Here is a 12,456-nt window from a genome sequence, read left to right as displayed (position 1 = left end):
AACACTTAGCGTTAAAAGTGTAAAACAAGCTGACAGCTATTATAAACGACACTGAGGTAATGCAGCCCTAGCCTTACGCTCGTTATAGCTCTTCATTGCCACGGGTAATTCTTTTCGGATTGCAGTTATTCTATTTTCTGGTAACGGATGCGTTGATAAAATTTCTATTGAACCTCCGCCCCCGGCTGCCGCCATGTTTTGCCATAAATTAACAGCTTGTCTTGGTTCAAAGCCAGCTTTAGCCATTAAATCTAACCCTATAATATCAGCTTCGGTTTCATGAGCTCGACTAAAAGGTAAGGTCACACCTAGTTGTGCACCTATACCAAAGGCTGTCATTAACTCGTTTTGATATTGCACTTGGTAAGCCTTCATCGCTGTGCTACTAAGTGTCATGGCCGTTTGTACAAACTGGTTCGTTGATAAGCGTTCGTTACTGTGCCCTGCCATTACGTGAGCAATTTCATGACCAACTACAGCTGCCAACTGAGATTGATTTTCAGCTACCTTTAATAAACCAGTATAGATACCAATTTTACCACCAGGTAAGGCAAAGGCATTAACTTGTTCACTATCAAATACAACCACTTCCCAATTTTGCCGCGCATACTCAGCCGGAGTGACATTGATTAATGCGCCTGTGATGCATTGGACATATTGGATCGTGTTACGATCTTTAGAAGTTGGCGTTTCAGCTTTTATTTGCTCAAACGATTGTGCGCCCATTTTACTAAGTTCGGCATCATTAAATAACATAACTTGCCGACGGCCGGTTGGTGATTCAGCACATGATGCTAATAATAAAACTGTTGCAGTAACCAGCGCCGTTGTTTTTAACATTTTTATTCCTTATGTTTGCTAATAAGTAGCTATTCCAAATGTCAGTATAGATAATTTTATCTGGTAAAGAAAAAAAAACCACCCGAAGGTGGTTTTTTCTCTTTTAACCTAGCTGGTTAAGTCATCAAAAAACTTTTTAACACCATCAAAAAAGCCTTTTGATTTAGGTCTATGTTTAGCTTCGGCATCACCTGCCATGCTATCACCTAATTGGCGCAATAAATCTTTTTGTTTATCGCTTAGGTTTACTGGCGTTTCAATAACCACTTTACAAACTAAGTCACCAACACCGCCACCACGGACTGATTGCACACCTTTACCCCGCAAACGGAACATTTTTTCTGTTTGGGTTTCAGCTGGCACTTTTAATTTAACTCGGCCGTCTAAAGTAGGGACATCAATTTCGCCACCTAAGGCTGCCGTGGTAAAGCTAAGAGGTACATCACAGTATAAATTGCTACCTTCGCGTACAAAAATAGCATGCTCTTTTACATGTACTTGTACATATAAATCACCTGCTGGTGCGCCATGCATACCGGCTTCACCTTCGCCGGTTAAACGTATGCGATCACCTGTATCTACGCCAGCTGGGATCTTAACTGATAATGTTTTGGTTTTCTCAACTCTGCCTTCACCATGACATTTTTTACATGGGTCAGGAATAACCTTACCGCGACCATTACAGGTTGGACAGGTTTGTTGCACAGCGAAGAAACCTTGACGCATAGTAACTTGGCCAGCGCCATTACAAGTTGAACATGATTTAGCCGAGGTGCCTTTTTTAGCGCCTGAGCCATCACATATATCGCAACTTGCCATGGTCGGTATCTTAATATCGACCGATTTACCCCGTACAGCTTCTTCTAAACTTAATTCTAGGTTATAGCGTAAATCAGATCCGCGTTGGGCTCTTGATTGTCCACGACGACCACCGCCACCGAAGATATCGCCAAACACATCACCAAAAATATCGCCAAAATCAGCATTTCCGCCGCCAAAACCGCTAGCGCCACGATTAGGATCAACGCCGTCATGACCAAAGCGATCATAGGCTGCCCGCTTTTGCTCATCCGACAAGATCTCATAGGCTTCTTGGACTTCTTTAAACTTCTCTTCCATGGCCTTATCACCCTTGGTTCTGTCAGGGTGAAATTTCATAGCGAGGCGTTTATAAGCCTTTTTGATAGCTTTTTCGTCGGCGTCTTTAGCGACACCTAATACTTCATAATAGTCACGCTTCGACATAGCTTAGTGCTAACTTCTTATGTTGAGGGGCTGAGTAACCTCAGCCCAGTTAAACTTATCTTACTTCTTGTCGTCTTTAACTTCTTCAAACTCGGCGTCAACGACGTCGTCGTTTGAATCAGCTTGCTGACCTGCATCTGCGCCTTGCTCAGCTTGGGCTTTAGCTTGTGCAGCTTCCATCAGCTTTTGCGACGCTTGCATTAAGGCTTGAGACTTCTCATCAATAGCGGCTTTATCGCTACCTTTTAAGGCCTCTTCTAACTCAGCAATTGCAGTTTCAATAGCCGTTTTATCTTCTGCTGCTAAGCTATCGCCCGCTTCTTCTAATTGCTTACGAGTCGCATGCACCATAGCATCGGCTTGGTTACGCGTTTGCACTAGCTCTTCAAACTTTTTGTCTTCTTCAGCATGCGCTTCAGCGTCACGTACCATTGCTTCGATTTCTTCATCACTTAAGCCTGAGTTAGCTTTAATAGTGATTTTCTGCTCTTTACCTGTATCTTTATCTTTTGCCGATACATGTAAGATACCGTCAGCATCTAAGTCGAATGTTACTTCGATTTGCGGCTCGCCACGACGACCTGGGCGAATACCTTCTAAGTTAAACTGACCTAAAGACTTATTATCAGAAGAACGCTTACGCTCACCTTGTAACACATGGATAGTTACCGCTGACTGATTATCTTCTGCTGTTGAGAACACTTGCGACTTCTTCGTTGGGATAGTCGTGTTTTTCTCAATTAGTGCTGTCATTACGCTACCCATAGTTTCGATACCTAAAGATAATGGCGTAACGTCTAATAATAATACGTCAGTCACATCACCTGATAATACCGCACCTTGAACTGCCGCACCTACTGCTACAGCTTCATCTGGGTTAACATCTTTACGCGGCTCTTTGCCAAAGAAAGCAGTTACTGCTTCTTGTACTTTAGGCATACGCGTTTGACCACCAACTAAAATAATATCGTTGATTTCGCTTACGCTTAAGTCTGCGTCTTTTAATGCTTGCTTTAATGGCTCCATAGTACGTTGAATTAAATCATCAACTAAAGACTCCAATTTAGCGCGCGTTACTTTAATATTTAAGTGTTTTGGACCTGATGCATCAGCGGTGATGTATGGCAGGTTGACTTCCGTTTGCGATGCTGAAGACAATTCAATTTTCGCTTTTTCTGCAGACTCTTTTAAACGTTGCATAGCAAGCGGATCGTTATGCAAGTCAATGCCTTGCTCTTTTTTGAATTCTTCAACTAAGTAGTTGATTAAACGGTTATCAAAGTCTTCACCACCTAGGTGAGTATCACCATTAGTTGCTAATACTTCGAAGGTTTGCTCGCCGTCTAAATCATCAATTTCAATAATTGAGATATCGAAAGTACCACCACCTAAGTCGTAAACTGCTACTTTAGTGTCGCCTTTCTTTTTATCCATACCGTAAGCTAATGCTGCTGCTGTTGGCTCGTTGATGATACGTTTAACATCTAAACCAGCAATACGGCCAGCATCTTTTGTCGCTTGACGTTGTGCATCATTAAAGTAAGCAGGAACGGTAATAACGGCACCTGTTACTTCTTCACCTAAATAATCTTCAGCTGTTTTTTTCATCTTCTTCAAGACTTCAGCTGAAATTTGCGGTGCGGCTAATTTTTTACCTTTAACTTCAACCCAAGCGTCACCATTATCTGCTTTGACAATAGCAAAAGGCATAATTTTAATATCGCGTTGTACTTCTTCGTCTTCAAAACGACGACCAATTAAACGCTTAATTGCGAATAAGGTGTTTTTAGGGTTAGTTACAGCCTGACGTTTTGCTGGCTGACCTACTAAAACTTCACCGTCGTCGGCATAAGCGATAATTGAAGGTGTAGTACGTGTACCCTCGGCATTTTCTAGTACGCGTGGCTTATCGCCGTCAAGTACTGCTACACAAGAGTTTGTTGTACCTAAATCTATACCAATAATTCTACCCATAACTGCTCTCCACTTATATTCTGAACAATTAAAAATTGCGTTGAACAGTTAATGGGGATAGCCCTTGTTTCATTCAAGGTTATTCAACTAATTTTTTTTATTTTTTACTGAAATTTGTTTAAAAAGACCTAGTTGCTGTGTTTTTTAAGGCTTAAACAGCAAAAACGGTTAACTTCTGTTAGCAGACCTGACTATAATGCCCTTCATTGCTAAGCTGAAAATAGGTTTTATTTTATGCCATTACTAGATAGTTTTACTGTTGACCATACCATTATGAAAGCGCCAGCTGTGCGTGTCGCTAAAAAAATGAACACCCCCAAAGGCGATGCAATTACCGTTTTTGATTTACGCTTCTGTGTACCTAATGAAGAGATTTTATCTGAAAAAGGCATTCATACTCTAGAGCACTTATTCGCCGGCTTTATGCGTGATCATTTAAATAGTGATGATATCGAAATTATTGATATCTCTCCTATGGGCTGTCGTACTGGCTTTTATATGAGCTTAATTGGCACCCCAGACGAAGCCGCTGTTGCAACCGCATGGCAAGCAGCTATGCGTGATGTATTAAATGTATCTAAACAAAGCGATATTCCAGAGCTGAATATTTATCAGTGCGGTACGGCGCAAATGCATTCATTAGATGAAGCAAAACAAATTGCAGAGAATATTATTAATCGTGGTGTTGGTATTAACCAAAACGATGAATTAGCTCTGCCAGAAACCATTTTAAAAACCCTATAAGCCAAGCCGTTACTCAGCAATGACAATAGGCCGTTGCTGAGTAGACTGTAACAAGTTCGCAAAGCGAACAGCCACCTTTCTGCTTTAACTCAAACTCAACACTCAACACTCAACATTATTTTGCGCAGCTATCTAACAAATAGGCGATATGTTGATAGTCAATGCCACTGTGTCTAGACAGCCCTATCTCGCAGCTTCTGCTACTAGACACGCCTTGAATACAAGCTGCAACTTGTGGTTTTAAATTATCTAAGGCAGAAGCATTAAGCTCTGGTAGCACAAAGCCTTTATCACCAGCAAAGCCGCAGCAACTAATGCCTTCAGGGATCACTCGCTGTTCAGTACAGGCTGCCACTAACAGTTTTAGCTTATCGGCTTGGTTAAGTTGACTGGCACTACAGGTTAAATGCAAGGCGACTGGAGTTAATAACTTAGTGAGTTGTAATTTAGGTAGCACAAAATCTGCTAAAAAATCGACGCTGTCATACAGTTTTAACCGCGCATCTAGCTTAGCCTTTAAGGTTAAGCTACAGGGGCTGCTATCAGAAAGAATAGGTAAACTTCCCTTGTCGCTAACCTTAAGTAACCATTGCTCAAGCTGTTGCTGTTTTTGCTCGGCTGCGGCAAATTGGCCCTTAGAATGAAACGGCATGCCGCAACATTGACTATCAATACCTTCTGCGAGAATAAGCTGATAACCCGCTTTGGCTAACAACGATTGCATTACCTCAATTAAACTTCGCTTATCTTGGCTAGTCGCCATCGGCCCCATAACTCGGCCCGTACAGCTAGCCAGATAAATAATAGGCGTAAGCTCATCTGTTAACTGAGTGGTATTGTTGTGCTGATTTGCCTGCATATAATAAGCACTAGGCATAGCCTGATGCCAAAAAGGCAGTATTTTAGGTAAAGTATTACCAAGGCTTAAGCCATAGCGTGCGGCTTGAGCCATAAGGCGAAATTGGCTAGCCATTAGCTTAGTCAGCCCTTGCCAGCGCCGGTTATTAGTTGCCCTTAACTGGCGAGTTAAATCACCGGTGTTTATCCCTACCGGGCAAGCGGTTTGACACATTCCGCAAGCGGCGCAGCTATCATTGCCTTGATATTCATAAGCTTTGGTTAGCTGCTTGACGCGCTGTTTATTAGCCCCCGTTCGGTTAAGGCTGGTAATTTCACGCTGAATTACAATGCGCTGCCTTGGTGTTAAAGTTAGCTTACGTGACGGACAAACCGACTCACAGAAACCACATTCAATGCATTTATCGACTAAAGAATTTGTTGCCGGTAAAGGCTTTAAGTTTTGTAAATGAATTTGCTTGTTATGACTTAACACCACATCGGGATTAAGCAGTGATTGCGGATCGAGCAGCTGCTTAATTTGCCACATAAGCTGATAAGCGTCGCTGCCCCATTCTAATTCAACAAAAGGTGCCATATTACGGCCAGTGCCATGTTCGGCTTTTAATGAGCCGTTAAACTCTACCGCCACTAATTGAGTTACGGCCTGCATAAAGGCAGCATATCTTTTTACCTCTTGCGGTTGCTCAAAGCTTTGGCTAAAAACAAAATGCAAGTTGCCCTCAAGGGCATGGCCAAAAATAATTGCCTCATTATACTGATACTGCGCAAACAGCTGCTGTAACCTAGATACCCCTTGCGCTAGTTTTTCAACTGGAAAGGTAACATCTTCAATAATAACGGTAGTGCCGGTTTCACGCACAGCGCCCACCGCGGGGAAGGTGCCTTTACGAATAGCCCATAGCTGATTGTAGATCTTAGGATCAGTACTAAACTCAACTTTTTGTTCAAGCGCATAGCCTTGAAGTGCTGTGTTTATTTGTTGTATTTGCTGTTGTAGCCCTGTCGCTGAGGCGGCTGTGGTTTCAATAAGTAAGGCGCTGGCTGAATAAGACAATTGCTTTATCCACGCAGGCATGCCGGCTTTTTGCTCAATAGAGCTTAAGCTGCGCCTATCGAGCAATTCAACGGCTGCAACCGGTTGTTGCTTTAACAGCCTAACCGCTTCGCAGCATTGCTCTATATTCGGAAACACTAACAAGGCAGTAGCACGATTAGGATAATCTGGCACTGTATTTAAGGTTACTGAGCTAATAAAACCTAAGCAGCCTTCTGAGCCCACCATTAAATGCAGCAATATATCGATAGGATCGGTAAATTCAGTTAGCGCATTCAGCGAAAAGCCGGTGGTATTTTTTAAACGATACTTATGGCGAATTTTAGCCGTTAATGCGGTATTAGCCTTGGTTTGCTCGGCTAAATGGCTTAATGCGGCTAATAAACTGGCATGGCTTTGCCTAAATGCCGTAACGCTAGCAGCATCTTCGCTGTCTAGCACAGTGCCATCGAACAGCACTAGCCGCATACCGGCTAAAGTTTGAAAGCTATTTTGCGCCGTACCACAACACATACCACTGGCATTATTAGCAATAATGCCGCCAATTTTGCAGCTATTAATCGAGGCGGGATCGGGGCCAATTTTACGCTGAAACTTGCGCAGTACGGTATTGGCATCAGTGCCAATTACCCCAGGCTGCAAGCGAATTTGCTCACCTAAGCCTCGAACTTCTCGCTGCTGCCAGTTTTCGCCTAATACGATTAATATTGAATCAGTAACAGCCTGCCCTGACAAACTGGTGCCAGCAGCACGAAATGTAATAGCCACTCGGTGCTGATAGGCTAATTTAATAAGACTGATTACTTCAAGTTCAGTCTCTACCCGCAGCACCAATTTAGGAACTAAGCGATAAAAGCTAGCATCAGTACCATAAGCGAGCCTAGCTATAGCATCATCAAAATAGCGCTCGCTTGGGATTACCCCTTTAACTGATTTTATAAACTGCGGGGATAACATTTCTACCTCGGTGACCAGTAAGCCATTATGATCAATAATAGTAAGCAGGCTAACTTTGCTTGTATAAATTTTGATTGTAAAGCAATAAGGCAGAATTAACTTAGAAGGCGAAACAGACTCAACAGGATAAAAAAATAAAGAAAGGATGACAAGCTAACTAAGGTTAGCAAAAAAACGACAACCTGACTTGTCAGCTTTAGCCGCAAGTCAGGTTGTCGTTATTAATGTCATTTTTTACTACAAGGTACTGCTTAACTTATTGCTAATAACCGCAGATTTATTCTGGCGCTTTAGCAACACCTACCATTGCGGGGCGTAATAAACGACCATTTAATTCATAGCCCTTTTGCATAACAAAAGTAACAGTGTTTGGCGCAAACTCTGTTGTTGGCATCGTGGTCATTGCTTCATGCAGCTCTGGGTTGAATGGCTCACCTTGTGGGTTAATTTGATTAACACCATATTTAGCCACCACATCTAAAAAGCCCTTTAAGGTTAAATCAACACCTTCTACAAAACCTTTTAGCTGTTCATTTTCACGGTCAACAAACTCTAGAGCACGCTCTAAATTATCAGCGACAGATAATAAATCAGAAGCAAATTTTTCTAAGGCAAATTTATGCGCTTTTTCTACATCTAAAGTTGCACGGCGGCGTGTATTATCAGCATCGGCTTTAATGCGAAGCATTAAATCTTTTTGCTCGGCTAGCTGAGCCAGTGCTTGGCTTAACTCGGTTTCTAATTTAGTAATAATATCTTGCTCTGCTGAAAGCTCTACGTTTTCAGCTTGCTCGTTCGTTTGCTCAGTTTGCTCAGTTTGCTCAGTTTTTACGTCGTTTGGCTGTTGTTGCTCTGTCATATCTTACTACTCCCAAATTATGTAGGTGTATTATGGGGATACTTATCGCCGATTCAAGTGCAAACTTAATTGTCTAGCACAAGCGCTAACAAGCGGTATCAAACGGCCATAATCCATTCGTCTGTGTCCTAATAATGCGACAAAGCGCTGCGGCTCAGCCTGATATCGTTGCGCTATAATACTGACATTTGCCAATTCAGCAAAACCAGATTCTTTACCCAGCAGCAATTTTGGCGCGTCGTCTTTAGTAATCGTTTGTAATAACGACATTAAACCATCAGGGTATTCTAGTAACTGCATTACTTGCTGTAAGGCTGGGCTTTGTTGATAATCTGGTGTTAGTAGCAACTGATGCTGACCAAAAATAATAGGCTGGTGTTGCTGCAACTCATCAAGGCTTAGCTGGCCTAACACCTTACGTAATAAATGTTCACACAACCCCGTTTCTGTGCGTACAACATTACCTAGCCGCTCTATTCCGTCTTGCCACTGGCCGCCACTTAAGGCCGCGTTTAATAAACATAATGCCTTGCTTAATGTGGTTGGATCAATCGCCTGTTCGCAATGTAATACTCTATGTAAGATATCACCATCTTCATCTATGACTACTAATAATAATCTATCACTGGCTAAGCGAACTAGATCTATTTGTCTTACCATCCGTCCTTGTTCTTTAGGCGCACTAATAATTGCGACAAAGCCAGTTAAGTTAGTGATTAACTGGCCCGCTTGTTGGCATAATAAAGAAACGGGTAATTGAGCAGATAACTTGCGTTGGATCTCTGAACTCCACATGGCAGACAAGGGTTCTAACTGCATCATGTTATCGATAAAAAAGCGAATACCTTTACTGGTTGGGATCCGCCCGGCAGACGTATGAGGCGAACGTATAAGACCTTGTTGCTCGAGCTGCATCATAGAGTTGCGTACTGTTGCCGAGCTTACCGCTAATTCAGCATGCTGGGCCAATAACTTAGAAGAAACCGGTTGGCCATCTAATAAATACTGCTCAACTATCAACTTAAGTATTAGCTCAGAACGATTTAGCGTTAATGTCATGCCTACTTCCTAGTACAAATGTAAAGGTTATATGGGGGCTGTTATTACTGAATCAAGGTAAAATTGCGACTAGTGTCTGATTAAGGCTAAGGCTATACTGCTACTATGCTGTGTAAGGAATTTTCTATGTCTAATGCTTTTACAACAATAGGTCTAATTGGTAAGCCACATCATGCTGGGGCAAACCAAACCCTGCTAAGCCTATATCACTTTTTACAAGCTAAAGGGTTAACTGTTTATATAGAACAACGTGTCGCCGAATCGTTAGACTTACCCCATGCACAAATTTTAGATTTAGTCGATCTAGGTGAAAAATGTGATCTTGCTATTGTCGTCGGTGGTGATGGCAATATGTTAGGTGCAGCCAGAGTATTAGCCAGATTCGATATTGCTGTGCTAGGCGTTAACCGTGGCAATTTAGGCTTTTTAACCGATTTAGCTCCAGAAAATTTTGAACAACCACTAAATGATGTTCTTGCGGGCAATTTTGTCATTGAAAAGCGTAATTTATTAGAAATTACCGTGCACCGTCACGGCGTACTCAAAAGTAGCAATAGCGCTGTTAATGAAGCTGTATTACATGCAGATAAAGTAGCGCATATGATTGAATTTGAAGCCTATATAAATGATGAGTTTGTATTTTCTCAGCGTTCTGATGGTCTAATTGTTAGCACACCAACGGGATCAACCGCTTATTCTTTGTCAGGTGGTGGGCCTATTTTAACACCAGATTTAGACGCCGTAAGCTTAGTACCTATGTTTCCCCATACCTTAAGTAGCCGGCCTTTAGTGGTATCTGGCAGTAGTGAAATTCGCTTAAAAGTAGCTAGCACTAATGATGCCCATCTACAAATTAGTTGCGATAGCCATGTTATTTTAGCCGTAATGCCCGGTGATGATATCTATATCCGCAAACACCCAACCCCATTGCGCTTAGTACACCCACCAGGTTATAGCTATTTTCATGTCCTTAGAAATAAGCTCGGCTGGGGGAGTAAACTTTATTAAAAAGACACTTGCTAAGGGGTAATTTCAGGTATAAAGTTACTGTATAAATAAACACTGATATTTTGAACAGTTGTTTAATCAGCCACTTTATATTTCATTACCGGCTAAACGGTAACATGGATTGAACGGGAGCCTTATATGCTGTGTCATCTGCACATTAGCAATTTCGCCATAGTACGCGCTTTAGAAATAGACTGGGCAGACGGTATGTCTACTATAACCGGTGAAACCGGTGCGGGTAAGTCTATCGCCATTGATGCCCTATCGCTATGCTTAGGTGAACGAACCGATGCCACTGTTGTCCGCCCAGGCGCAGATAAAGCCGATATTGTTGCTACGTTTGACGTTAGTAACTTAGTAAGTGCCCAAAAATGGTTAACAGAACAAGATTTAGCCATGGCAAATGAATGTATAGTGCGCCGCGTAATTAATAGCGAAGGCCGCTCTAGAGGCTATATCAATGGGGTACAAGTTCCGGCTCAACAATTAAAAGTGCTTGGCCAACACTTGCTTAGCATTCATGGCCAACATGCTCATCAACAATTAATGAAAGGTGATTACCAGCGCCAGTTAATTGATAGTTTCGCTGGCCATCAAGCAGCCATCAACAACACTAAAGCCGCATGGAAGCAGTGGCAACAACTACAGCATGAATATACCGAGCTTGAGCAATCTAAACAGCAACGTGATGCTCAAAGGCAACTGTTAGAATATCAAGTAGCCGAGCTTGACGCCTTTGCACCTAATGCAGATGAATACTGCAGCTTAGAAGCAGAGCATAATTTATTAAGCCATGGTCAGACATTATTAAGCGAAAGTCAGCAAGTGGTGCAAATGCTGTATGACGATGAACAGCAAAACATTTATCAAGCCTTATCAGCAGCTCATGCCCAATTAGAACAACTTTCTACTTTAGATCCTGCTTTAACCTCGATTAGCCAAATGCTAAATGATGCCTTAGTACAAACCGAAGAGGCCAGCCGCGAGTTGCGCCGTTATAGCGATAAAATGGAACTTGATCCAGAGCGGCTAGACTATGTTGATCAAAGGCTAAGCCAGTGGTTAAACTTAGCCAGAAAACATCACACCAGCAATGAAGAACTAGCAAATCTGCACCAGCAGTTAAGCAGCCAATTAGCCGAGCTAACCTGTAACGATGCACGTTTAGCCAGCCTAGCCGATGAAATTGAGCAAGCGAAACAACACTATGCTGAGCAAGCAACTAGGTTAAGTCAGCAACGCAAAATTGCAGCAGAGCAATTAAGCAAAAAAATCACAGCCAGCATGCACGAGTTAAGTATGAGCAATGCTAATTTTCATATAGCCTTAATTGAACAATCATTAGAGCAGGCTAGCATAAATGGTATTGATGCTGTTGAGTTTCAGGTATCAACCAACCCTGGTCAACCCCTGCAAGCCATGCAGAAAGTGGCATCAGGCGGTGAATTGTCACGTATTAGCTTAGCCATACAAGTCATTTTGGCTGATAAAGTCACTACCCCAACTTTGATATTTGACGAAGTCGATGTTGGTATTAGTGGCCCAGTGGCCGCAGGCGTTGGTAAATTGTTACGCCAACTAGGCGATAAAACTCAAATTATTTGTGTTACCCATTTACCTCAGGTCGCCAGCCAGGGCCATCAGCAACTATTTGTCGAAAAATATACAGATGGTGTAGACACAGAAACCCGCATGTTTGCTCTTAATGATGAGCAACGGATCAGTGAAATTGCCCGTTTATTAGCTGGCGAAAACATTAGCGCCAGCGCATTAGCCAACGCCAGAGAACTTTTATGTGCGCCTGCAGTCTGAATCAGGGATTTTATCAGTACGCCTGTTAGGGTATGATGGGCGC

At 42.4% G+C, this 12,456-nt stretch carries 9 protein-coding genes; 3 read left to right on the top strand and 6 right to left on the bottom strand.

Annotated elements, in window-relative coordinates:
- Positions 1–39: 39 nt before the first annotated feature.
- From ACRCA4_RS06240 to dnaK, 3 genes are all read right to left on the bottom strand, one after another.
- On the bottom strand, positions 40–840 hold the full coding sequence (locus tag ACRCA4_RS06240) for a M48 family metallopeptidase (protein ID WP_433185706.1): 801 nt from the start codon (positions 838–840) through the stop codon (positions 40–42).
- Positions 841–948: 108 nt separating this feature from the next.
- Entirely contained in the window at positions 949–2,085 is a 1,137-nt protein-coding gene (gene dnaJ, locus ACRCA4_RS06235) for a molecular chaperone DnaJ (RefSeq protein WP_433185703.1), read from the bottom strand.
- 60 nt (positions 2,086–2,145) lie between these two features.
- Positions 2,146–4,059: a molecular chaperone DnaK gene (dnaK, locus tag ACRCA4_RS06230; protein WP_433185700.1), complete on the bottom strand. Its 1,914-nt coding sequence runs from the start codon at positions 4,057–4,059 to the stop codon at positions 2,146–2,148.
- 234 nt (positions 4,060–4,293) lie between these two features.
- On the opposite strand from dnaK, the gene luxS reads away from it, so the two are divergent.
- Positions 4,294–4,803: an S-ribosylhomocysteine lyase gene (gene luxS / locus ACRCA4_RS06225; protein ID WP_433185697.1), complete on the top strand. Its 510-nt coding sequence runs from the start codon at positions 4,294–4,296 to the stop codon at positions 4,801–4,803.
- A 115-nt stretch (positions 4,804–4,918) separates the two neighbouring features.
- On the opposite strand, the gene ACRCA4_RS06220 is transcribed toward luxS, so the two are convergent.
- The 3 genes from ACRCA4_RS06220 to hrcA all read right to left on the bottom strand — a co-directional run bounded on the left by ACRCA4_RS06220 (position 4,919) and on the right by hrcA (position 9,593).
- A complete protein-coding gene (locus ACRCA4_RS06220) occupies positions 4,919–7,675 on the bottom strand; it encodes an FAD-binding and (Fe-S)-binding domain-containing protein (protein WP_433185695.1) in 2,757 nt (918 codons plus the stop codon).
- A 277-nt stretch (positions 7,676–7,952) separates the two neighbouring features.
- Positions 7,953–8,534: a nucleotide exchange factor GrpE gene (gene grpE / locus ACRCA4_RS06215; protein WP_433185692.1), complete on the bottom strand. Its 582-nt coding sequence runs from the start codon at positions 8,532–8,534 to the stop codon at positions 7,953–7,955.
- 42 nt (positions 8,535–8,576) lie between these two features.
- Positions 8,577–9,593, bottom strand: a complete 1,017-nt coding sequence (gene hrcA / locus ACRCA4_RS06210; RefSeq protein WP_433185689.1) for a heat-inducible transcriptional repressor HrcA — start codon at positions 9,591–9,593, stop codon at positions 8,577–8,579.
- 126 nt (positions 9,594–9,719) lie between these two features.
- Between hrcA and nadK the strand changes: the two genes are divergently transcribed.
- Together nadK and recN are read left to right on the top strand one after the other, a co-directional pair.
- The gene (gene nadK / locus ACRCA4_RS06205; RefSeq protein WP_433185686.1) at positions 9,720–10,601 is read left to right on the top strand and encodes an NAD(+) kinase; all 882 of its coding nucleotides are present in this window, start codon (positions 9,720–9,722) and stop codon (positions 10,599–10,601) included.
- 138 nt (positions 10,602–10,739) lie between these two features.
- The gene (gene recN / locus ACRCA4_RS06200) at positions 10,740–12,413 is read left to right on the top strand and encodes a DNA repair protein RecN (RefSeq protein ID WP_433185683.1); all 1,674 of its coding nucleotides are present in this window, start codon (positions 10,740–10,742) and stop codon (positions 12,411–12,413) included.
- Positions 12,414–12,456: the final 43 nt, after the last annotated feature.

It is taken from the genome of Rheinheimera sp. WS51 (assembly GCF_050936095.1).
Lineage (GTDB): Bacteria > Pseudomonadota > Gammaproteobacteria > Enterobacterales > Alteromonadaceae > Alishewanella.
Note: the sequence above shows the minus strand (reverse complement) of the source record. Positions and strands in the feature narration are given on the sequence as shown.

What these genes read in the sequence shown, in the direction of transcription:
- dnaK (WP_433185700.1), bottom strand. Translation starts at nt 4,059, where the DNA reads ATGGGTAGAATTATTGGTATAGATTTAGGTACAACAAACTCTTGTGTA.
- dnaJ (WP_433185703.1), bottom strand. Translation starts at nt 2,085, where the DNA reads ATGTCGAAGCGTGACTATTATGAAGTATTAGGTGTCGCTAAAGACGCC.
- recN (WP_433185683.1), top strand. Translation starts at nt 10,740, where the DNA reads ATGCTGTGTCATCTGCACATTAGCAATTTCGCCATAGTACGCGCTTTA.
- grpE (WP_433185692.1), bottom strand. Translation starts at nt 8,534, where the DNA reads ATGACAGAGCAACAACAGCCAAACGACGTAAAAACTGAGCAAACTGAG.
- nadK (WP_433185686.1), top strand. Translation starts at nt 9,720, where the DNA reads ATGTCTAATGCTTTTACAACAATAGGTCTAATTGGTAAGCCACATCAT.
- luxS (WP_433185697.1), top strand. Translation starts at nt 4,294, where the DNA reads ATGCCATTACTAGATAGTTTTACTGTTGACCATACCATTATGAAAGCG.
- hrcA (WP_433185689.1), bottom strand. Translation starts at nt 9,593, where the DNA reads ATGACATTAACGCTAAATCGTTCTGAGCTAATACTTAAGTTGATAGTT.
- ACRCA4_RS06220 (WP_433185695.1), bottom strand. Translation starts at nt 7,675, where the DNA reads ATGTTATCCCCGCAGTTTATAAAATCAGTTAAAGGGGTAATCCCAAGC.
- ACRCA4_RS06240 (WP_433185706.1), bottom strand. Translation starts at nt 840, where the DNA reads ATGTTAAAAACAACGGCGCTGGTTACTGCAACAGTTTTATTATTAGCA.